The 22,053-nt window shown below is 45.2% G+C and carries 22 protein-coding genes and 1 tRNA gene; 17 read left to right on the top strand and 6 right to left on the bottom strand.

Features of this window, described 5'->3' with window-relative positions:
* The first annotated feature begins 17 nt into the window (after positions 1 to 17).
* The 8 genes from ACTRWF_RS05410 to ACTRWF_RS05375 all read left to right on the top strand — a co-directional run bounded on the left by ACTRWF_RS05410 (position 18) and on the right by ACTRWF_RS05375 (position 5,265).
* On the top strand, positions 18 to 281 hold the full coding sequence (locus tag ACTRWF_RS05410; RefSeq protein ID WP_012517744.1) for a hypothetical protein: 264 nt from the start codon (positions 18 to 20) through the stop codon (positions 279 to 281).
* Complete coding sequence (gene pnuC / locus ACTRWF_RS05405) at positions 281 to 925, top strand: nicotinamide riboside transporter PnuC (RefSeq protein WP_012517745.1); 645 nt, start codon at positions 281 to 283, stop codon at positions 923 to 925. The genes ACTRWF_RS05410 and pnuC overlap by 1 nt, the downstream gene beginning before the upstream one ends.
* Positions 891 to 1,805, top strand: a complete 915-nt coding sequence (locus ACTRWF_RS05400) for a phosphotransferase (RefSeq protein ID WP_462835221.1) — start codon at positions 891 to 893, stop codon at positions 1,803 to 1,805. Before pnuC ends, ACTRWF_RS05400 begins: the two co-directional genes overlap by 35 nt.
* A 112-nt stretch (positions 1,806 to 1,917) precedes the next feature.
* Positions 1,918 to 1,994, top strand: a tRNA-Trp gene (locus tag ACTRWF_RS05395).
* Positions 1,995 to 2,325: 331 nt separating this feature from the next.
* Entirely contained in the window at positions 2,326 to 2,946 is a 621-nt protein-coding gene (locus ACTRWF_RS05390) for a hypothetical protein (protein WP_015066525.1), read from the top strand.
* Positions 2,946 to 3,434, top strand: a complete 489-nt coding sequence (rimI, locus tag ACTRWF_RS05385) for a ribosomal protein S18-alanine N-acetyltransferase (protein ID WP_012517748.1) — start codon at positions 2,946 to 2,948, stop codon at positions 3,432 to 3,434. The genes ACTRWF_RS05390 and rimI overlap by 1 nt, the downstream gene beginning before the upstream one ends.
* 262 nt (positions 3,435 to 3,696) lie before the next feature.
* Positions 3,697 to 3,993, top strand: coding sequence for a hypothetical protein (locus ACTRWF_RS05380; RefSeq protein WP_012517749.1), 297 nt, complete (start codon positions 3,697 to 3,699; stop codon positions 3,991 to 3,993).
* Between the two features lie 342 nt (positions 3,994 to 4,335).
* Positions 4,336 to 5,265, top strand: a complete 930-nt coding sequence (locus ACTRWF_RS05375) for an EamA family transporter (protein WP_462835220.1) — start codon at positions 4,336 to 4,338, stop codon at positions 5,263 to 5,265.
* 7 nt (positions 5,266 to 5,272) lie between these two features.
* Here ACTRWF_RS05375 and ACTRWF_RS05370 read toward each other — a convergent pair whose 3' ends face one another.
* A complete protein-coding gene (locus ACTRWF_RS05370) occupies positions 5,273 to 6,169 on the bottom strand; it encodes a LysR substrate-binding domain-containing protein (RefSeq protein WP_015066527.1) in 897 nt (298 codons plus the stop codon).
* A 194-nt stretch (positions 6,170 to 6,363) separates the two neighbouring features.
* On the opposite strand from ACTRWF_RS05370, the gene ACTRWF_RS05365 reads away from it, so the two are divergent.
* The 4 genes from ACTRWF_RS05365 to ACTRWF_RS05350 are packed head-to-tail and all read left to right on the top strand — an operon-like array spanning position 6,364 to position 10,306.
* On the top strand, positions 6,364 to 7,563 hold the full coding sequence (locus ACTRWF_RS05365) for an MFS transporter (RefSeq protein WP_462835219.1): 1,200 nt from the start codon (positions 6,364 to 6,366) through the stop codon (positions 7,561 to 7,563).
* Positions 7,564 to 7,573: 10 nt separating this feature from the next.
* Positions 7,574 to 8,482: a TIGR03571 family LLM class oxidoreductase gene (locus ACTRWF_RS05360; RefSeq protein ID WP_012517754.1), complete on the top strand. Its 909-nt coding sequence runs from the start codon at positions 7,574 to 7,576 to the stop codon at positions 8,480 to 8,482.
* A 21-nt stretch (positions 8,483 to 8,503) separates the two neighbouring features.
* Positions 8,504 to 9,340, top strand: a complete 837-nt coding sequence (gene dkgB / locus ACTRWF_RS05355) for a 2,5-didehydrogluconate reductase DkgB (RefSeq protein ID WP_012517755.1) — start codon at positions 8,504 to 8,506, stop codon at positions 9,338 to 9,340.
* Positions 9,341 to 9,370: 30 nt separating this feature from the next.
* On the top strand, positions 9,371 to 10,306 hold the full coding sequence (locus ACTRWF_RS05350) for an alcohol dehydrogenase catalytic domain-containing protein (RefSeq protein ID WP_015066530.1): 936 nt from the start codon (positions 9,371 to 9,373) through the stop codon (positions 10,304 to 10,306).
* A 128-nt stretch (positions 10,307 to 10,434) separates the two neighbouring features.
* Here the strand turns inward: ACTRWF_RS05350 and ACTRWF_RS05345 are convergent, their stop codons facing one another.
* From ACTRWF_RS05345 to ACTRWF_RS05335, 3 genes are read right to left on the bottom strand one after another with little or no spacing between them, the layout of a single operon-like run.
* Entirely contained in the window at positions 10,435 to 11,466 is a 1,032-nt protein-coding gene (locus ACTRWF_RS05345; RefSeq protein ID WP_012517757.1) for a DUF2955 domain-containing protein, read from the bottom strand.
* A gap of 8 nt (positions 11,467 to 11,474) precedes the next feature.
* Positions 11,475 to 12,548 carry an HlyD family secretion protein gene (locus ACTRWF_RS05340; protein ID WP_020744891.1) on the bottom strand — a complete coding sequence of 358 codons (1,074 nt, stop codon included), beginning with the start codon at positions 12,546 to 12,548 and terminating at the stop codon, positions 11,475 to 11,477.
* Complete coding sequence (locus tag ACTRWF_RS05335; RefSeq protein ID WP_023559559.1) at positions 12,545 to 13,000, bottom strand: MarR family winged helix-turn-helix transcriptional regulator; 456 nt, start codon at positions 12,998 to 13,000, stop codon at positions 12,545 to 12,547. The genes ACTRWF_RS05340 and ACTRWF_RS05335 overlap by 4 nt, the downstream gene beginning before the upstream one ends.
* Before the next feature lie 379 nt (positions 13,001 to 13,379).
* Here ACTRWF_RS05335 and prfC point away from each other — a divergent pair, with 379 nt between their 5' ends.
* The 4 genes from prfC to ACTRWF_RS05315 all read left to right on the top strand — a co-directional run bounded on the left by prfC (position 13,380) and on the right by ACTRWF_RS05315 (position 17,888).
* The gene (prfC, locus tag ACTRWF_RS05330) at positions 13,380 to 14,969 is read left to right on the top strand and encodes a peptide chain release factor 3 (RefSeq protein ID WP_012517760.1); all 1,590 of its coding nucleotides are present in this window, start codon (positions 13,380 to 13,382) and stop codon (positions 14,967 to 14,969) included.
* A 13-nt stretch (positions 14,970 to 14,982) separates the two neighbouring features.
* Complete coding sequence (gene argS / locus ACTRWF_RS05325; protein ID WP_012517761.1) at positions 14,983 to 16,713, top strand: arginine--tRNA ligase; 1,731 nt, start codon at positions 14,983 to 14,985, stop codon at positions 16,711 to 16,713.
* Positions 16,714 to 16,905: 192 nt separating this feature from the next.
* Positions 16,906 to 17,472: an NADPH-dependent FMN reductase gene (locus ACTRWF_RS05320; protein WP_012517764.1), complete on the top strand. Its 567-nt coding sequence runs from the start codon at positions 16,906 to 16,908 to the stop codon at positions 17,470 to 17,472.
* Positions 17,473 to 17,684: 212 nt separating this feature from the next.
* Entirely contained in the window at positions 17,685 to 17,888 is a 204-nt protein-coding gene (locus tag ACTRWF_RS05315) for a hypothetical protein (RefSeq protein WP_012517765.1), read from the top strand.
* 107 nt (positions 17,889 to 17,995) lie between these two features.
* On the opposite strand, the gene ACTRWF_RS05310 is transcribed toward ACTRWF_RS05315, so the two are convergent.
* Positions 17,996 to 19,156, bottom strand: coding sequence for a DUF2891 domain-containing protein (locus tag ACTRWF_RS05310; RefSeq protein WP_020745003.1), 1,161 nt, complete (start codon positions 19,154 to 19,156; stop codon positions 17,996 to 17,998).
* A 155-nt stretch (positions 19,157 to 19,311) separates the two neighbouring features.
* A complete protein-coding gene (locus tag ACTRWF_RS05305) occupies positions 19,312 to 20,355 on the bottom strand; it encodes a pyridoxal-phosphate dependent enzyme (RefSeq protein ID WP_462835218.1) in 1,044 nt (347 codons plus the stop codon).
* Positions 20,356 to 20,765: 410 nt separating this feature from the next.
* Here ACTRWF_RS05305 and ACTRWF_RS05300 point away from each other — a divergent pair, with 410 nt between their 5' ends.
* Positions 20,766 to 21,980, top strand: coding sequence for an endonuclease/exonuclease/phosphatase family protein (locus tag ACTRWF_RS05300; RefSeq protein ID WP_020745573.1), 1,215 nt, complete (start codon positions 20,766 to 20,768; stop codon positions 21,978 to 21,980).
* The last annotated feature ends 73 nt before the right edge of the window (positions 21,981 to 22,053 follow it).

The raw sequence follows: 22,053 nt of genomic DNA, 5'->3' as shown, positions 1-22,053 counted from the left end.
AATAAAAGGAAGCAGTTATGCAAGTTATGGTTGAACTCTCGTTGTACCCTCTGGTAAACGAATACATTCCGCCCATCCAAGATTTTATCGATAGGCTAAATAACTACCGCGATATTTCGGTGTCGACAAGTTCAACCAGCACTCAGGTAACAGGTGACTACGGGGTCGTTATGAAGATATTAGGCGAGGAAATGCAAAGAACCCATGAAGAAGTAGGGCAAGCTATTTTTGTGGCTAAGTTTCTCAACTTTGATGCTATGCAAGCCAGAAAGTCGTCTTGATGACTCATTTTCTTTCTGAGTTTACCTCACAAATTGCCGCTACCTCTTTATTGGAGTGGGTAGCGGTAGTGCTCGCTATAGCCTATGTGCTATTGGCTGCTAAACAGAATAGCTGGTGCTGGCTGTGTGCTTTTGTCAGCACCGCTATTTATACCTGGTTATTTTGGCAAGTTACCTTACCTTTTCAGTCAGCGCTTAATTTCTTTTATATGATCATGGCAGGTTATGGCTACTATCAGTGGTCTAAAGGCACTGAAGAGGGGAGGGTTAAGCCCGTTCGTCATTGGCCTTTATGGATACATTTACTAATAGTACCTAGTATGCTTTTAATGGCGTGGGGCTTATCTTTGGTGGCAGGTTCGCAATTCAATAGTGAGTACCTACTATTAGATGCGAGTATTAATTTACTGAGTGTCGTCACCACATTTATGGTGGCCCATAAAATCCTGCAAAACTGGGTTTACTGGTTTTTCATTAATCTGGCTTCTGCCTATTTATATCTGCAAGTGGGTTATGCATTATCTGCTTGTCTGTTTCTAGGCTATGTGGGTTTTGCCGTATTTGGTTATTATCAGTGGTTAGTGCAATATAAAAAACAAGGTGAGCACGTTGGATATCATCGCCACGCTGCGAAAGGCGCTTAAACTTAGTGACAGTGCCCAGCTTTCGGTGCATCCATCTGGGGCTGTAAACCATGTTTATCGACTTCAAAATGTTGCTTTACACTATGAAGGCACTGAAAGAAAACTGCAGTTTCACAGTGATTCTGAGAAAGCATTCAGGCACCGCCAAACAGGCCAAGTGGTTGAAGGAGAGCAAAACCAAGGCCGAGACCCAAAACAATCGTGCTGTGTCGGTGATTTTGCTGTTAAGTGGTTAGGTGACGATCGCTTTAGCGGTATTGACCGCACTTATCAGTTCGCTTTGCAGAAAAAACTATGTCGCTTAGGTTTAGCACCACAACCTATCTGGTTAAGCGATGATGAAACAATTTGGGTAGAGCAATGGGAAAGCGACACAACTAACCCAAGTTTAACCCCTCAGCGTTTAGCTCAAACCCTTGCCAGCGTTCATCAGCTGCCGATAAAGGCCCACCCGCTAAAACTTGCCGCAAGATGGCAGCACTATATTGATATCGCTAAGCTAAACACGGATAGCACTTTGTACCAAAAAGCTAGGCGATTGCGGCCTAAGGTTTTGCAAAGCGAGCAGGCCGAAAACGATAGTGTGTTATGTCATAACGACTTGGCAGTAAATCACATATTGATTAGGCGAGATAACACGCTCACTGTTATTGATTGGGAGTATGCTGCGATGGGAAACCGTTATTTTGACTTAGCTAGCTGTGCACTTATCAATAAGCTAGATAGCATGACAAGTACCGAACTCGTAAAGCGCTACGCAGATATAATGAGAATTAATCAACAGATTGCACTCGCGGAGTTCAACCTTCATAAAGAGATAGTTTCGGTAACGAATGACCTCTGGTTTGCGGCGCTAAAAGCCAACGACGCATTGATTTAACCCGCATTCGATTGAAAAAACAGCGCATTGGGTGTTAATTGAGCATGCGAACTTTAGTTGTGATAAAAAGGCTTTACCTTTTTAATGTCATCCGTATAATGCACAGCGCGCTAGGGGTGTAGTTCGAATTGGTAGAACAGCGGTCTCCAAAACCGATGGTTGGGGGTTCGAGTCCCTCCACCCCTGCCACTTTCTCTTCTTGAGTACTTTTCTTTTTTTCCTTGTTTTTATTTTCAGCTTTGTGTCTCCTTTATTAAAAGCTTTTTTCATTTATTAGCTTTCTATCTGCGCTTTTGTTTTAACAGGGCGGGATTTAAACATAGTTAATAACGCATTTTATAGCGGCTTGTAAGGTAGCGGCCTGTAAGAGCACCTAATAAAAACGCCCGCTTTATGCCTATAGCGAAGGATATTGTCCAACGTTATAAATAATGGCTATTCAATAGAACAAGCACTTTTAGTAAACTGTGATGGAATGCTAGTGAATTTACGCTGCGTCTTAATTTAAATGGATGGTGAAGTGTCTTTAACCTCTTATCAACAAGCAGTACTCCAGGAAATTGGGATCCCAACGTGGATCACAAAAGAAGCCTATAATGAGAAGGTCAAAGAAGGCACAGCACGCACCAATCACCAATTGAATAGTTCACCATCTTCACAGGTTGTGGGTGCAAACGAGGTTCCTGTAACTTCAACACCGATTTCAAAGGAAGAAAAGCAATCTCGTTTGGCTCAGCTTCGCGCTAGTGTGAGCGGTTCTGTGGGTGATAATAATAACGAGAAAGGGAAAACAGAAAAAAGCACGGCGTCTTTGCCTGAAACCAAAGCCCCGAATAAAAGGGAAAGTGCGTCAATGTCTTCACCGTTGCCTGTTTCTCCTGATGGTATTCCGTTAAGCGCAGAGCAAAAAGCTAAGTCACAACAGTGGTTAAAAGACTTGCAACTCGCCTGTATACAGCTAGGGGTACCCTCGAACTGGGCAAGCACAATCATGATTGGTCGCACATTATCGATAAGCGATACTGCCATTATATTACCTGCGACTCCTCTTAAGCTTACCGTTCAACAAAAGCGAGAGCTTTGGTCGCAGTTAGTGTCTGTTGGCGCTGCCTTAAATAATTCAAATAGCGAACAGCAGTAGTGGCGGTCAAACTAAAGCTAACACCCGAAAAAGGTACAGAAGCCGAAATTGCGCATGCCCATACAATCCATCAGCAGGCGCAAGTTGTACCGTGGAAACTCAGCACCTTCGAAGATTGCTTTACCAAACCTTATTATGGCGTATTTGCTTATGAAAACGAGCAGGTCATTGGGTATGCCATTGTTTTAGAAGTAGCAGATGAAGCAACATTAATGGATATTGCGGTGGATGATGCCTTCCGAGGGCAGGGCGTAGGACGTGCCCTAGTAGATTATGTGCTAACAGCCTCAGAGCAAAACGGCATGATAGAAATGTGGCTAGAAGTGAGAGAAAGTAACCTCGCTGCCATTAAGCTTTATGAAAGTTCGGGGTTTGAACACATAGAAACCCGCAAAAATTACTACACCACGAAAAGTTACGAGGCCAACTCATCAAGGACGGGGAAGGAAAACGCCAAAATAATGAAATGGTCAAAAGCCGTTTATTAAGCTCATTATCAGCAGCGATACGTTCTGCTTTTACATATAGCGCTAGTGAATAACAAAGTACAAACCCGCCTCATCAAGTATTCTAGAACGGTAGCGTGCCCAACCTTATATTGAGACAATATTCCTGCACGGCAAACATAACTAGCTCGACCCAATAACGCGACATGTTGCATCTATAAGTGCCTTATTTAGGCGCTTACGAAGCGCGTGTTTGAAGCAAGAGTGTTGCAGACTTTATTGAAACTCTACAAGGAAACCCCTCATGGCTAAAGTCCTTAACCATCCTATTTTTTCATCAAGGCGTTTTGCCATTAACGTGGTTACTTATCAAGAAGGGCATCGCGTGCTAGAGCATAATGACCCAATGGGGGCCGGGCGTTATTTTAAATTTAACGTTGTACTGAAAAAGCCCGAACAAGGCGGCGTATTCTGGGCTGAGAAAGTCATTGTTAATCTTTTTAATCGTGTTTACTTTTTCCGCCCTGATAAATATATGCACAGTGTAAGCAAAATAGGAAAAGGCCAAAGAAAGCTACTTTCTATTGCTGTGTATATTTAGGGAATATGTATGTAACTCGTCTTTGAACTCTCCTCATTTCAGCTTTTTATCAGCGAATATCGACATGAATTATCAAATGACTTTCTTAACAAAAAGAGAGCTTCAAACTTTATTCGAAGGCGCAAACTCAAATGGACAACCCGCCGTATAACAAAGTTTCCACAGTAAACTAAAAACTTGACCATTTGGTTGATAAATTGGCGTGTAAACAGGATGGGGAGGTTTTATTCCCTCGCGAATTGGCTTATATTTGCGCCCATATTATATCCCGCTCAAATTTAACCCCTGTGGCGGTGATGGCTTCTCTCAAATCAGTTCGTGTAATTGGATTTTTTAAAACGCATGTCTTCATTATCGGTGACGGAAAAAGCGCAATCTAAAGGTATAAAAATGCTTTTAGTTGCAGTGTTGTGTTTAGGGCTTAATTGGCCGGGCATGAAATTGGGCCTAGAGATTGTTGGCCCGGTGTGGATGGTTTGCCTGCGTTTTCTACTCAGTCTTCCGGTACTTGCGCTTTTTGTGCTTATCACTAAGAAGCGTTTGCCGGTATTGAATCGTAAAGACCGGTCTGTGGTCTTTGTGGTCGCGTTTTTCCAGTTTATCCTATCAATGGGGCTTATTACTGTCTCTCTGCAGTTTATCCCCGCGGGCACGGCCAGTATTCTTATTTACACCACACCGCTGTGGATGCTGCTTATCGACACCCTATGGTATAGGCAACGCCCGCCTTCTAAGCGATTAATTCTAACCGGTATATCTACCATTGGCTGTGCAATGATTTTATTTGCTTCGGGACAACCGGGCGCATGGCTACCGCTCTTTGGTATGTTGCTGGCATCTGCATTGTGGGCGGTCGCTATTCGAAGAGTGTCTTTTCACAAGTGGAAAGGAAGCGTCATTGAAGCGGTGTTCTGGCAGTTTACTATTGCAGGTTTCGCCATGCTTGCTATTGCTCTTATGGTAGAGCCAACGCCGAATTTTGGCGCTTACGATATAAGCGACTGGTTGTTGCTAGCGTACATAGGGCCGGTGGCAACAGGGCTTGGTTTCGGCCTTATGGTAGCGGCGGGGCCAAAATTGCCGCCAGATAAAATCGTTTTAATCAGTACGCTTACGCCAATCGTTGGGTATGTAAGCTCAGTGCTACTGCTTAAAGAAACCCTGCTGCCTATGGTGGTGGCCGGCGCTATATTGATGATTGCAGCGCTTATTGTGAATGGCCTTCCTCAAAGTACGCTTAAAAAAATGCTAGGCAAGGGGCAGGCTAAATAGCCGTTCTTTAAAGCGTGAGTCGCGGCTGGATAAAGTCTAAAAACGCAGAAATACGAGAAGATACCGCGCTATTTTTGTAGTACACCGCTTGAACCGATTCGCGTCGGTTCGGGCTGACGATGTCGTCGCTAAACACATCGACAAGCGCGCCCGCGCTAAGATCTCTGTGCACCATAAAGTGAGACAGTAACGCAATACCTTGCCCTGCTAAGCATAGCTGGCGAATAGTTTCCCCGCTTGAGGCGCGAAGACTGTACTGCAAATTGACATCTTGTTTAAGTGGCCATTTATTCAAACTCGGCGAGTCGCTAAAGCCAATCAGTTTGTGTTTGTTTAGCGTGCTAATGCCACCTTCGTTTTCAGATAGGGGATATTTTTCAAGGTACTGTGGGCTTGCCACAATATGCAGCTTACTTTTCCCTAAGCGTCTCGCGTGCAAATTCGAGTCGCTCAAATCGCCAATGCGTATTGCGATATCCGTCTTGTGTTCTAATAGGTCGATAATGCTATCGTGACTAGTGATATCCAGAGTGATATCAGGAAAGGCTTCTCGAAACTCACCTACTAACGGGGCAAGTTGGTGTAAAACGAAAGGGCTTGCCGCATCTACCCGAAGTTTTCCAGAAGGTGTGCGCTTTAAAAGCCGCAGCGCTTCTTCGCCTTTCTCCAACACGTTTAAGCCATCTCTGGCATATTGCAGAAAAAGCTCGCCTTCTTCGGTTAACTCTAACCGTCTGGTAGTACGATTCAATAGGGTTACATCTAAGGTATCTTCAAGCCGCGTTACTGCTCGACTCACTTTCGCTACTTGCTGATTAAGCAAGTTAGCAGCACTTGAAAAACTACCCGTATCAACAACGGTTAGAAACGCTTCTAAATCTTCAGTCTTTGATGAAACTGGCATCACACACCTTACCTTTTCAAATTTCGCAAAAGTATTTTGTCATTAGTGCTGTTTTTTGCAAATAAATTCATCGTCAAACTGTACGCACTTTAAAAATGACTCCCCAAAAGACGGTTTAGTTGTCCGCTTGAAAGGAGTAGGTGGCGTCGGCAACGACACCCCATCACGTTAATTACTTTTTGAGGATAATTGAAATGCCTATTGCATTATTTGCGTTAACGTTAAGTGCGTTTGCTATTGGCACAACAGAGTTCGTGATAGTGGGGCTTGTCCCCACCATTGCTACTGATCTTGGCGTTACGTTACCAAGTGCTGGCTTACTGGTAAGCTTATACGCTGTTGGTGTTGCCGTTGGCGCACCTGTTCTTACCGCCCTTACCGGTAAGTGGAATAGAAAGCATGTTCTGCTGAGCTTAATGGCGTTATTTGTGGCAGGTAACATGCTTGCCTGGCAAGCGCCTAGCTACGAGAGCTTAATTTTAGCTCGTATATTGACCGGCCTAGCGCACGGTGTGTTCTTTTCCATAGGGTCAACTATTGCTACAGGGCTAGTGGCAAAAGAAAAAGAAGCCAGTGCTATTGCCATTATGTTTACGGGCTTAACTGTAGCCTTGGTTACTGGCGTACCTTTGGGTACCTGGATTGGTCAAAACTTCGGTTGGAGAGCAACCTTCCTTGTGGTTTCCGCGCTTGGCACACTTGCGCTAATAGGCAGTGCGTTGCTGGTACCGAACAATCTTAAACAAAGTAAACCGGCCACCTTGAGTGAACAAATGAAGGTGTTGGTTCAGCCTCGTCTGGTATTAGTGTATCTAATGACGATATTGGGCTATGGCGGCACATTTACGGCATTCACCTATCTCGCTCCTATATTGCAGGAAGAGGCGGGGTTTGCGCCCTCAGCCATCAGCTTAATTATGCTGGTTTACGGTGTATCTGTCGCGGTAGGCAATATTTATGGCGGCAAGCTTGCTGACAAAAAAGGCCCAATCTGCGCGTTAACTATCATCTTTTCAGCCCTTGCCATCATCTTATTTGCGCTGACGTTTACCATGGGCAGTAAAGTTGCCGCAGTGATCACCGTTTTAGTGTGGGGCGCCTTTGCCTTTGGCAATGTTCCAGGACTTCAGGTGTACGTTGTTCAACTAGCAGAGAAGTTTACCCCTAATGCTGTTGATGTGGCGTCAGGTTTAAATATCGCGGCATTTAACATTGGCATAGCAGTGGGTTCAATACTGGGCGGTGCAATTGTAGGCGGCATGCAGTTATCTGATACCGCATGGATTGGCGCAATTATTTCTGTTGCAGCGTTACTTGTTACACGTTACAGCGGCTACTTAGACAAGCGCGCACTCAGTACTGCGAATACGGCGAATAACACAACGAGCGCGTAGGGAGGTCACAATGACGACAAATACCTTTGATAAGCTTGCACAACACACGTTCTCAGTAGGTGTAGAGCTTCCGCTAGATAACGACTGGCCGCATTTCGACGCCACAAAAGGTACGCCGTTTGGCGTACCTGATATGACACAGCATCACAGCCGTATACAGTTAGCCGATAAACTAGGGTTTAAAGCAGCGTGGGTACGAGATGTACCAGTTTACGACCCTAGCTTTGGTGACGCAGCTCAGGTTTTCGAAACCTTCACTTACTTGGGCTATTTAGCAGGTATCACAGACAATATTCTATTAGGCACAGCCGCCGTTGTTTTACCTCTTAGGCAGCCATGGCTTGTCAAAAAGGCGGCAGCAACGGTGCAGCAGCTAAGTAACGACCGCCTTATACTCGGTGTAGCCAGTGGGGATAGACCGGTTGAGTATCCGTTGTTCGATGTCGATTTTGACAGTCGCGGCGAGCACTTCAAGCAGTCACTGGAAATTGTAAAGCACGGTGAGAATTCCCTTAAGCCTGGCATGTCGCTGTTACCGCGTTCAACAACGCCGCCATTGTACGTTGCAGGGCTCGCTCAGCAAAGCCCTCAGTGGGTTGGAAAAAATATGGACGGTTGGCTGGCGTATCCAGGTACACCGAACGATCATAAAAAGCGCGTGAAGCTATGGCGAAATGTAGCGGGTAAGAAGCCTTACGTTAGCTTTATTCATCTTAATTTGGTTGAAGGCGATGAAGCGCCCATAAAACGCCACCGATTCGGGGTTGAAACTGGTGTAAATGGGCTTATCAAAGAACTCAATGCAATGAAAGAAGCGGGGGTTGATCATATTGGCCTGCACTTCAGACGTAATACGCAACCAGTAGAAGACGCGATGCAGCGCATTGCTGACAACGTATTACCTCACTTTCATAAATAACGGAACCAACAAGGAGGCATCATGCCGAATGTAAATCAGTCACAAACTAAAATTCCTTCGCTAGGTGTAGGCACGTTTCGCTTAAAAGACGATGAAGCCTATAACAGCGTGACAATAGCACTTGAAGTGGGTTTCCGTCATATTGATACGGCGCAAATATACGGCAATGAAGAAGCGGTAGGTCGCGCTATTAACGACGCTATTGCAAACAACCTTGTTGCACGTGAAGACCTTTACGTCACCACCAAGGTGTGGAATGACAAACTGAATAAAGCAAGCTTTGTGGATAGCGTAAAAGAGAGTTTGGAAAAGCTTCAACTGTCGTACGTTGACCTGCTACTTATTCATTGGCCGTCACCGGAAAATGGCGAAAGCATGGAAGAGTACCTAGGTGAATTGGTGCGCGTTAAGGAAATGGGCCTAACAAAAGAAATTGGTATTTCTAACTTTACCGTAGCGCAAGTTGAAGAAGCGGTGAGTATCTTAGGTGAGGGCGTTATCGCCACGAATCAGGTAGAGGTTCACCCTTATCTGACCAATGAAAAAGTACGTGCCGCATGCGAAAAACATGGCATCACAGTTACAGGGTATATGCCGTTTGCTGTTGGTAAAGTGCTAAAAGACGAGACTATCACTGCAATTGCAGATAAGCATGGTGTAAGCACAGCTGAGGTAGTCGTAGCCTGGGAGCTGGCTCATGGTTTAGTGACCATTCCATCGTCGACTAAGCGCAAAAACCTGGAAACCAATTTCAAAGCGCTTGAACTTACCTTAGACGCAGACGATATCGCAAAAATTGACGCGCTAGATTGTGGCGACCGTCAAGCTAACCCAGATTTTTCACCTGCGTGGGACTAATCGGAAAAATCACTGTGTTAAGGAGCTTTTATGCAAGCTAACGTTTGGCAATTTGAACAGGCCGGCGCTGCGCTGGTACAAAACGTTCACGAGTTTTCTGAACCGGGAGCTGGTCGTATCGTTGTGCGCAACTACGCCATAGGCATCAACCCAGTAGACTGGAAGTTTATCGATGATAACCCGCGCGACTGGGAAAAAGGGCATATTCCCGGTGTGGACGGTGCGGGTGTTGTTGTCGCTGTAGGTGAGGGCGTTGATAACAGTCTATTGGGTAAGCGTGTGGCTTTCCATCATAGCCTAGGTGAAAACGGAAGTTTTGCCGACCATAGTGAAGTGTACGCAAGTCGCGTAATGCTAGTGCCAGAAAGCGTAGATTTTGCATTGGCTGCTGCCTTGCCATGCCCGATGCTTACTGCTTGGCAAGCGTTCAGTAAAGTGCCGGTAAGAGAGGGGGCAGACGTGTTAGTCAGCGGTATGGGCGCCGTTAACAAATTGCTGGCGCAAATACTTTCTCAGGCTGGTTTTAATGTACATGTTATCTCAGGAAGCTTTTCGCAAGAGCAAGCCGATGAGATGGGAGTAAAAGCCATCCATCGCGGTAAACCTGAAGGGCAAACCTTTTACGCGCTTTTCGACGCGAATGGTCCAGACTATGCGGCGTCACTTGTACCGCTTCTTGAAGCTAATGGTCACGTAGTGAGTATTCTAGGACGTATTGAAGTGCCTGTAGATGCGCCTTTCACGCGTACTATTTCTTATCATGAGATAGCCCTAGGCGCGCTGCATGATTATGGCGATTTACCGCAATGGCAGCGCTTGGTGAAAGACGGTGAGGCTCTGCTTGAGCAAGTTGCAGAGCACTCTTTGGTTGTTGAAATTCCAACGCTTTTCGAATTTGATAATCTGAACAAGGCGTTGACATTTTCAAAAGAAGAGAAGCGAAAGGCGGTGGTTACGGTGTCATAAAGCTGGAACGATTAAGTTTCTTCCTTTATCTTTGGTAACGTAAAGGGCTTTATCAGCTCGCGGAAGAAATAGCAAATCAACTATTAGTCCACGAATTGTAACCAGTAAGCGTTATAACGACAGGATTACTAAGTAAACGTGTGGTGTCGTGTAGGCTGGAATTTGTTAAGTAGACTGTGTACTACATAAATAACACACAGGCTAAGCGCAATGGCTACCACTACCGATGAAAAGCGATACAGCGCACTATAAATAATATCCTGTTGCGGAGAGAGTGACTGGCCGTACAAAATGCCAAATGTGGTAAGTACGCCAAAGCCCGTGCCGGCAACACCACCGCCTAGCACATGTTGGCGGCTGATGAAAAATACCAATATCCATAAGCTGAAACTTGCGAAGAACAACGTGTCACTGTAATTCAGCAAAACCAGCTGAGCGAGCAGGGCAAGGTTACACCCTATTAGTGTGCCGAGTGCTCGCTGCCAGCCACTCATGGTGGCGCCTTTCCAGCAAAGAGGGAAAAGAATGAGTATGCTCGCCGCTTGCGCCGAAATGGAATCAACTAAATCGAAGGTTTGAAATACAGCAAAAGATAACGTAGCCACTGTAGTGCATAAGATGACTTCGTGTCGGATGCTCGCTTGATCTTTAGAGACCTTAGGCGGTGGTGTTCGCGGTGCTCTATCTGGGAATATTAGGTGCAACGCAAAAGCGATGCCTAAAGCAAGTAAAATTGCGCCAATATTTGAAATCACCAACGGGTAAATGTCTATTCCATCGTTACTGTAACTTGCGAAGTGCAGCTGTAACGACAGCCCAACCAGAGAAAATGCGCCAAACAAAAATAATGTGCCCTTACTCATTTGCCAAAATAAAAAAGCAAAGGTTGCTGCGATTAATGGTGTAATAAGCAGCGGGTGGGTGCCAAACAAACCATACACTACTAGCACAACCATTGCTGGGAATACGGTCGCTGCAAGAAACTGTCTTATTATGTGCCCATTTAAATCGGCTACCAGCCCTAACAATAAGATGGGATAAAGGGTAAAAAATATCGGGTTCGGCCAGTCCATTGCTTTAGATATCGTAAACCCGAGAGTCGCGCCGCTGGCAATTCTGAGCATCTGTTGAACATCATTATCGCTAAGTTGTGTTTTCATAACCTGTTCTAGTAGACGTAGTGCAATAAACTGATAAAGCGAATTTGAACATTCGCGACAAAACTTTCAATGGGGTTATTAGGAACAATTTGAACCGTCGCCCGGGCACCACTGGTCAGGCGATTTAATGGCGCTTCACTTTCATCTAAGCTGATATGAACGCGCTGGCGTTGCGCGTCACGCACCCATCGGTTCGATTTTTCAACAGCGGCCAGCTTGCCATTTGCTGACAGTTGGCCATCACTAACGCCAGCCTCGAAATCTTCCACCTGCGCCGCAAACACCTTCCCAGGTATCGCATCAAAAACAACTTTGGCACGCACGCCTTTTTCTACACTGGTTAGCGACTTTTCTCTAAAATCAGCAACCAAGTCAAGCTTGTTATCTACAACAGATGCAAGGGGAACGCTTTGTTTGGCATAGGTTCCTTTTGTCACCTGCATGTTTGCCATAATGCCTTCGTGCGGAGCCTTTATTCTGGTGTATGCCAGATTTAATTCTGCACGATTTAGCGCGTTGCGAGCTTCCCGATATTTGAGGTTACGTTCTCCTCTTTCTCCCCTAGCTACAATCTGGAGGTTTAACTCAGCTTTAAGTGCGCTCAAATCTGCCTCTGCGCTTTGAAGTTGGGCGTTAGCTTTATCCACGTCTTGTTGAGAAACTACGTTGCTTTCTATTAAGGTGTTTAATCGTTGATATTCACTTTTGCGTTCTACGAGTATGGCAGTCGCGGCTGCTATTCTTGCCTTCATTGCGTCCACCTGGGCGTCAATTTGGGCATTTTCTTGTGCCACATTCGCCAATTTAATCTGCGCTTTTTCAAGTGCAATATTGTAGGGAGTATCGTCAATTTCGAACAATACTTGCCCTTTTTCAACGTGTTGATTGTTGCTAACTAAGACCTTAATGATTGGGCCATTAAGCTGAGGTGATATTTGTGTAACCTGATGGTACACCCTTGCCTGAGGTGTCATTGGCATGCGGATATCAGCAACTACAAAATATATAAAACAGACAGCAAAGGCTACTAAAGCCAGTTTCACGTACCTTGCAAAAGCTTGGTCGGGTGTTCTTTCACTCACTTAGATGCCTCCAGAAGCCTAACGGCATTTTGCTCAATTTTTTTAAGACATAGGGCCACCGTATTCAGCTCCTCGTCGGGTATACCTGCATACACCTCATCCCGCAGCGCCGCCAACGTGCTTTCAATATCGTTCATACGGCCTTTGCCCATTGGTGTGAAGTAAAGCAAACGGCTTCGTTTATCCTTGTCATCAACAATACGCTTGATCAAGCCCGCGGTTTCTAATTGCTTGATCGTTCTAGTAAGACTTGGCATCTCTATTTCAAGACTTTCCGCTAATGTTTGTTGGGTACATCCTTCGCCAAGCAAAGCCATATGAATCATCACACGCCACCTCGATTCAGTGAGGTCAAGGTGGGCTACAAATTTGGTGACCGTTTTTCTGCATCTTCTTGAAGTACGTGCAAACAGTGCGATTAAGTGAAGCGGCATAGGTTCTGAAAACATCATCGTAATACTTGTAAATTTATTTAGCATGCTAAGTATTTTATTTGGTTAGCATGCTAAGTAAATGGTTATGGGGCGAATAGGTGAATAAGTTCGTTGAGCGTCTACGTGAAGGTTTTCGTTGAATTGAATGTTAAAAACTTGAAGACATCTTTGAAATTAAACCGTCGATTCATTTAACCCGTCATGAGACAGGTGCTACGTAATTTCGCTCTACTGTTACGCCCAGTAAAATGCTAAAATCCGCGCAATTAATTACCAAGCCGTATCAAGCGTTTCACCGCAATATACAATTTGCGCGGACAAGCATTGCTTATCCGATATAAAACGCGCCTGTAAGTTATTGTTTTGCAGGGATAACAGATAACGAAGATAAGTATTGATGTCAGATAAGAAACTTCTAGAAGAGATTAAAAAGCGACGTACGTTCGCAATCATATCGCACCCGGATGCGGGTAAAACCACCATTACTGAAAAAGTATTGTTGTTTGGACGCGCGCTGCAGACCGCCGGTACCGTGAAAGGTAAAAAGTCAGGCCAGCATGCAAAGTCAGACTGGATGGAAATGGAAAAAGAGCGTGGTATCTCGGTAACCACCTCGGTTATGCAGTTTCCCTACAGCGACCATTTGGTGAACCTGCTAGATACCCCGGGGCACGAAGACTTTTCAGAAGACACTTATCGTACGCTAACGGCCGTTGACTCGTGTCTAATGGTTATCGATGCTGCGAAAGGGGTAGAAGACAGAACCCGTAAGCTTATGGAAGTTACCCGTTTGCGCGATACGCCAATTGTGACTTTCATGAACAAGCTTGACCGCGATATTCGCGACCCAATGGAGCTGCTTGATGAAGTAGAAACCGAGCTTGATATCTTGTGTGCGCCAATCACTTGGCCTATTGGCTGTGGTAAAAGCTTTAAAGGGGTTTATCACCTTCATAGGGACGAAACTATTCTGTATCAAAGCGGCCATGGTCACACCATTCAAGATGTGCGCATTATTAAAGGGCTAGACAACCCAGAGCTTGATACTGCAGTGGGTAGCGACCTTGCCGAAACCCTGCGCGACGAGCTTGAGTTGGTGCGCGGTGCGTCTAACGAGTTTGATCAAGAGCTATTCCGTGAAGGTCAGCTAACGCCGGTATTTTTCGGTACAGCATTGGGCAACTTTGGTGTTGACCATATGCTTGACGGGTTAGTTGAGTGGGCGCCAGCACCACTTGGCCGCGAAACTGAAGAAGGCACAATTGAAAGCACCGACGGTAAGTTTAGCGGCTTCGTGTTTAAGATTCAGGCTAACATGGACCCGAAACACCGTGACCGCATCGCGTTTTGTCGTATCGTGTCAGGCAAATACGAAAAGGGCATGAAAATGCGCAACAGCCGCTTAGGCAAAGACGTGCGTATTTCTGATGCATTAACCTTTTTAGCAGGTGACCGTTCTTTGCTCGAAGAAGCCTATGCCGGTGACATTATTGGTTTACATAACCACGGTACTATCCGTATTGGCGATACTTTTACATCAGGCGATAACTACCGCTTTACCGGTATTCCAAACTTTGCGCCCGAGCTATTTAAGCGAATTCGCTTAAAAGATCCGCTTAAGCAAAAACAGTTGCTTAAGGGACTTATTCAGCTATCCGAAGAAGGCGCGGTTCAAGTGTTCCGCCCCCTTGCGAATAACGATTTGATTGTGGGTGCCGTAGGTGTCCTTCAGTTTGATGTGGTTGTGGCGCGTTTAAAAGCAGAGTACAACGTAGATGCACTTTACGAGCATGTTAACGTTGCTACTGCCCGCTGGGTTTACTCTAGTGATGAGAAAAAACTTGATGAGTTCCGCCGTAAAGGGGAGCAGAACCTAGCTCTAGATGGTGGCGACAACCTAACGTATATCGCACCTACCATGGTGAATTTACAGCTAGCGCAAGAGCGCTACCCAGATATTCAATTTACGAACACGCGCGAAAATTAAGAAAAGATACATTATGAATATACATGCACTATTAGTTAACCGTTTCACTGAAGCTCTACAAGAGATGGGCGTAGAAAATGCGCCAGTACCCGTTTCGCGCAGTGCTCGACCAGAGTTTGGTGAATATCAGTTTAATGGCGCCATGGCGCTGGCTAAGCAGCTTAAGCAAAAGCCTCGTGATATCGCAGAAAAAATCGTTGAGACAGTAAAGCTCGACGATATTGCCAGCAAGCTAGAAGTGGCGGGCCCTGGCTTTATCAACGTTCATTTAAACGACGCATGGTTGGCTAACCAGTGCGAATTATCGTTAACCGACCCTCGATTAGGCATCGCAAAGTCGCCTGAGCAAAACATTGTAGTAGATTACTCATCGCCTAACTTAGCGAAAGAAATGCACGTAGGTCACTTGCGTACCACCATTATTGGCGACGCAGTAGTTAAGGTACTCGAGTTCTTGGGTCACAATGTGATTCGTCAAAACCACATGGGGGACTGGGGTACACAGTTCGGCATGTTGCTTGCGCACCTTTCTGATAAGTTGCAAGAAGAAGTGGCTGAAACAGCGCTCTCTGATCTTGAAGACTTTTACCGCGAAGCCAAAGTACGCTTTGACGAAGAAGAAGGTTTTGCCGACCGCGCCCGTGAATACGTAGTTAAGCTACAAGGTGGCGATGCTCAATGTCTGGCGCTGTGGGAAAAGTTCATTGACGTGTCTATTACTCACTCTGAAGAAGTGTACGACAAGCTAAACGTAAGCCTTACCCGTAAAGATATTATGGGTGAGTCGGCTTACAATGACGACTTGGCCAACGTAATCAGCGACCTTAAAACGAAAGGCCTTGCAGTAGAAGACCAAGGTGCGCAGGTGGTGTTTATACCTGAGCTTGCTGATAAAGAAGGTAATCCTGCGGTTTACATCGTTCAAAAGTCTGGCGGCGGCTATTTATACGCAACGACGGACCTTGCGGCAATGCGCTATCGCAGCGGCAAGTTAAACGCTGACCGTACGCTTATTCTCACTGACGCGCGTCAAGCGCTGCACTTTAAGCAAACGGAAATTGTAGGCCGTAAAGCAGGCTTCATGAAAGAAGAGCAAACCTACGAGCACTGCCCATTTGGCATGATGCTAGGCAGTGACGGTAAGCCATTTAAAACGCGTACTGGCGGCACGGTTAAACTGGTTGAATTGCTTGATGAAGCCGTTGAGCGTGCAGGTAAATTAATTGCTGAGCGCGACAACGATTTAAGCGAAGAAGAGCTTAAAGAAGTCGCTCGCAAGGTAGGTATTGGCGCGGTGAAATACGCCGACCTTTCTAAAAACCGCACGACTGATTACATGTTTAACTGGGACTCCATGCTAAGCTTTGAAGGTAACACCGCGCCTTACCTTCAATACGCCTACACCCGTGTGAAGAGTTTGTTTAGAAAAGCGGGTGTTGATATGGCTACTATGCCGGTAGATATCAAGCTTGTTGAGAAACAAGAGCACGCACTAGCCGTATTGCTTATGCAGTTTGAAGAAGTGATTGGTATGGTATCGCGCGAAGCGACGCCTCACGTGTTGTGTACGTACCTTTACGATGTAGCGTCAGCATTCATGACATTCTATGAAGCGTGCCCAATGCTGAAAGAGGGTATAGAGCCACAAGTACGCGATAGCCGTCTAGCGCTGTCAGCTTTGGTTGCCAAAACGCTAGAGAAAGGATTAACCTTACTCGGTATTGAAACACTAGAAAAAATGTAGTGCTCACGGTACAACGTACTTATTGATATTGAAAAAGGCTGACATTGATGAAGTGTCAGCCTTTTTTATGCTTAACACGAACGTATAAACACACAGCTTGCCGGTGAAAACTTTAATGCTTACATTTTTATTAAAACCGATAAGACGATAGATTCTTATAAGTTAGACAAATAAAAACGACAGGAAACCCGTATGACTAAGATCCTTGCCTTTGCAGGCAGTACCCGTAAAGGTTCATTCAACCACGCTATAGTAAACGTAGCCGCTGAAGGCGCACGTGACGCTGGCGCAGAAGTAACCGTGATTGATTTGGCTGATTATCAGATGCCAATTTTTAATGAGGACGACGAAGCAGAGTTTGGCATGCCTGAAAAGGCCCAAGCATTTAAAGAACTACTTATGAGTCATGATGGTTTTCTTATTGCTTCTCCAGAATACAACTCTAGCTACCCGGCACTGCTTAAAAATGCGATTGATTGGGCGTCACGCATGGGCGAAGGCGAAAAGCCCCTGCAAGCCTATCGCGGTAAAGTGGCGGGCATCATGGCCGCGTCGGCCGGTGGATTAGGCGGAATGCGCGTGCTGGTGGTACTTAGAATGTTGCTTGAAAACCTAGGTACTATGGTGCTGCCAAATCAAAAAGCTATCGCAAAGGTAAATACGCTCGTGGAAGACGGCGTAATTACCGATGAAAAAACGATAAAGCAACTTAAGAATTTGGGTAAAGAGACCGCTGAGTTGGCAGGTAAACTGGCCTAATGGCAGATGAGTATAATGGCTAGAGCGACCCGTCGAAGCTTTAGTTCGAAAAAACTACGCAAAACACGTCCCATGGTCAGTGGTTAAATTTGGTTTGATGTCATAGTCTAGCTCAGTGCACGTGCACAAAACCTCAAGTTCCTTAGTGTAATTAAAGCAGGCTTAGGCCTGCTTCTTTAGTTTTATTTAAGCATGGACAAAGGCAAATAATCATGGATAAGAAAAATTACAGCCACGTAGCATTTTGGTTTCTTGCGGCAATAAATATTATTTCTCTCTTTGAGAGTATCATTTCAAAAGAAGGGTTCTCGCTCTTAACAGAACCTGAGTTTCAGAACCTACTTTTACTCGCAATTCTTCAAAAGCTTGTGAAGCTCTCAAGTGTAAGAGTACCCGATGCAGGCGACATCAATTAACGTGTTATATTCCGAACTCTCTGTATTAATGTAGTGTTCGGTGCCGACAGCAAGCCGCTTAATTGAGTGCGGCTTGCTTGGTTTGATTTCTCACTTTTACGTCTGAATTATTTTATACCACGTTGAGTTTCTAGGTAGCTGGCAAAGCTGCCAAGCCAGTGGCTGCCCATGTAGTGCATATCGCCAAACACAGCGTTTAATCCTGCTTCACGGTGTGCTTTTAGCGTTTTCTTCAGTACCGTTAAGCGTGCGTCATCGTCTGGTAAAGCGCTTATAATGCCTTCAATCATCCACGCACGGCTGATATTCAGCCCGTCTAGGTGAGCGAGCTTACCATCCGTTTTGTCCGTCACAGTCGCAGGCGCTAGCCAATTTGATGTGCTAGCTGTGAGGCTAGGAAAGAATGCTGAAAGCCATTGGCTGTATTCATGTTTAGCCATTACTCGGCGCATTAGGTCGGCTTCGGCCAAACACGGTGATAGAAAATCCTGTCCTGAAGGCTCGTAGGCTAGGGGGCATTGCTTATCAGCTTGGTAATATTCTTTTACTCTAGATGTAAGCAGTGCTTCAAACTCTTTATTACCTGATATTTTCGCCCAGTCTAACATTAGGCCAAAAGCAAAGGCGGTTTGACTGTGTTCACCGGTTCGGATTGGATAAGCCAGTTTGGGTAGCCAGGCACTTACTCTCGCCACAATTTCTTCTTCAAGCGGTAGTAGCGTGTCCAACCAGATCTTTGCTTCTGGAATTGATGATTGACGAAGTTCCGCGGTTAATTGTAGGAACCAAGCGAGGCCATAGGGGCGCTCGAACGACGCATTATTTTCACGGTTAAGACTTGCCAATTCACCTCGAATGTTTTCTGTCGTAAAGCTGATATTTAGCTTTTCAATGATCTCATCTCTATTCACCGCGTCTTTCGCTGTGTTTAACATTCTTACTAAAAGCCAATGGCCATGAACCGACGAATGCCAGTCTAAACAACCGTAAAATGCAGGGTACAGCTTATTAGGCGCTTTAACGTCGTCGGCACTATTCATCATGTGTTTTACTACATTCGGAAATTCTTGGTGAATGCAGTGAAGTGCAAGATTGGCAAAAACGCTTTCGTAATTGTTGTTAGAAGTGCCTGTTAAGGAACTTGCAACTGTATTAGTACTGCTGGTGCTAACGGCTTCAGCGTTCGGTGCATTAGTAGCAAAGGCGTTGTGGGTAGCCAATAGTGCAGTTAACGCCACACTGCGGCGAATAAAGTTCTTTATTTTCATCTTTATTTTCATCATGGCTTCGTAAGCTTTTTCTATTACAAGTCTATCGCTAATGTATAGTGATACATAATTTGAATAAAGTGCTGCACGACATATAGCGTGCCAGCACTTTAAGTAGCAGCTTATAGTGTAAACCCAGCTGAGTTAGTTTTAATTCAGCTTTCGATACTTTCTAGTTTGTCAGTAAATACACTTGTACAACCAATATTGTTTAGTACCCACTGTGCATTGTAATAAGTGTCGCCATACCTTTCCCCGCTGTCACACATAAGCGTAACTATTGACCCCGTTTCACCCTGTTGCTTCATTCGTTCGGCAATACTTAGCGCGCCCCATAAGTTGGTACCGGTAGAGGGGCCGGCTTTTATTCCCATGGTACTGTTTAACCAATGCATAGTAGCAATACTGGCCGCATCGGGAACCGCAATCATGTCGTCTATAACGTCGTGCTGAAAAGAAGCTTCCACTTTAGGGCGTCCAATCCCCTCTATGCGGCTTCCGCGGGTAGCGGTAAGTGTATGATCCTTATTTTTGAAGCTATCAAAAAACACACTGAATTCTGGGTCTACTACAACGAGTTTTGAAGAGAGGCCTTTGTATCGTATGTAGCGGCCTATGGTTGCTGAGGTTCCGCCTGTTCCTGCACTCATAACCACAGTGTGTGGTACCGGGTGGGGCTCGGCTTTCATCTGCTCAAAAATACTTTCAGCAATATTGTTATTACCGCGCCAGTCTGTAGCGCGTTCTGCGTAAAGGAACTGATCCATAAAATAGCCGTTAAGTTCTTTCGCTACCTTAGTGGCTTCGCAGTGCATTTGTGTAGGGCAGTCGACGAAATGACACTGACCACCGTAGCGTTCAATAAGCGCTATTTTACTCTGGGCGGTAGACTTAGGCATGACGGCAACAAACGGCACGCCAATCATTTTAGCAAAGTAAGCTTCAGACACGGCCGTGCTGCCTGAAGATGCCTCTACCACAGTCGTTCCCTCTACAATTTTTCCATTACACAGGGCGTACAGAAAAAGGGAGCGGGCCAAGCGGTGTTTTAAGCTGCCCGTAGGGTGGGTGCTTTCATCTTTAAGATAGATGTCGATGCCTTGAAATGCTATTTGCTCAAGTTTTATCAAATGGGTGTCTGCAGAGCGCTGATAATCTGCATTGATGGTATTAATCGCTTTTGAAACCCAGCTGTTCATAACACATCTCTCTTTCTATTAAATTCTTGCTCACCCCTTAAAAATACGCGCTGCAGTTAAAGTTCAGGGGATCTGTACTCTCTAAACGTTAGAAAAAGAATATCAGTACAATACGAGCAATTTAATCTATTAATCCACTGTATGGTTGTTTTTGTGCAATTTCATTGCATTAATAGTTTTAATGGTAAAATAATTTTTTAAAATTATGCTAGCGCGAGAGTTTAAGAGATTAAAGCTAACTCAAGGTTGTGAAGACAAGGGCAAAAAAATAGCCGAAAGGAAGGTAACTTTAGGTAAGGTTCATTGCACCTAACGCTAAACAGACCCTAGCTATTCTTCAGTACAAAAAAGTTCAGAATCCTCATCTATATTGGTATCGTTAGCAAACGACTTTATTAAAAGGTAACAACATGAAAATTAGGGCGCTTTTCTTTGCCACACCTCTTATACCCGCGTTATGGGTATCTACGTTGGCTTATTCGAAAGAAGAGCAAATGCTAAAAGTTGCTACATTTAATGTAAGCATGGAGGCGACTAACTACAAAGCCTTAGGCATGAAGCCGAGCGACAAAGTACTTCAGCATGTTCTGTCTACAGGTGAGTACCCTCAAGTTAAAAATATTGCTGAAATTATTCAGCGTGTTAACCCTGATATTTTATTGCTGAATGAGTTTGATTACATTGCAGATAAACGTATAGGCATAGAGGCTTTTATGGAAAACTACCTGAACGTTTCTCAGCAAGGGCTTGAACCGGTTGACTACCCTTACACGTACGTAGCGCCAGTAAACACGGGCGAGCCCACCACCTTCGACTTAGACAATAATGGCAAAGCAGAAGGTTTTGGTGGCGATGCATACGGCTTTGGGCTTTATCCCGGGCAATATGGCATGGCGCTTTTGTCAAAATACCCTATTGATGTTGATAGTATCCGTACCTTTCAGAAATTCAAATGGCACCATATGCCCCATCCCCAAGTACCTATTATTCCTGATGAAAATGGCAGTGTGGACAATGGCACCCCTTGGTACGATGTGAATGAATGGGCGGCATTGAGGTTAAGCTCAAAGTCTCACTGGGACGTACCAATTAAAGTGGGTGATAAGACCGTACATGTGTTAGCCATGCACCCAACACCACCTAATTTTGATGGAAACGAAGACAGAAACGGAAAGCGCAATTTCGATGAAATAAGGCTGATGGCGGATTACCTTTCTCCTGACAAAGGCGCCTATATCTACGATGACAGGGGTGAGAAAGTCAGTTTAGAAACCAATACGCGCTTTGTACTTTTAGGCGATTTTAATGCTGCCGATATCGGTAACAAACACCGCGAGGGCGTAATAGAACAATTGACCGAACACCCGTTAGTTAATAATGACATCATTCCTACAAGTGCCGGTGGTGCGGGCGCATCTGGCGCTAAATTCAGTAATCGCTTTACTGCTTACTGGGGAGCAAGAGCTGACTATGTTTTGCCATCTCGATTTGGCTTCGATGTGAACGATGCTGGCGTTTTCTGGCCTGCAAAAACCAGTGACCTGTATCGATTAGTTAGAGACCGTGCTGCCAGCTCAGATCACAGGTTAGTCTGGATTAGCTTGTCGTTGACCGAAGATAACTAAAAACCACAATTTTTGTGTTAGTTAATAGATAGAGGTATTATTACATCGTCTATCTAATAATGTACCGAGAAGC

This window comes from Alteromonas sp. G5_S2_22_S1 (assembly GCF_054968525.1).
The sequence above is the reverse complement of the archived record's forward strand: the minus strand, read 5'-3'. Positions and strand labels throughout refer to the sequence as shown.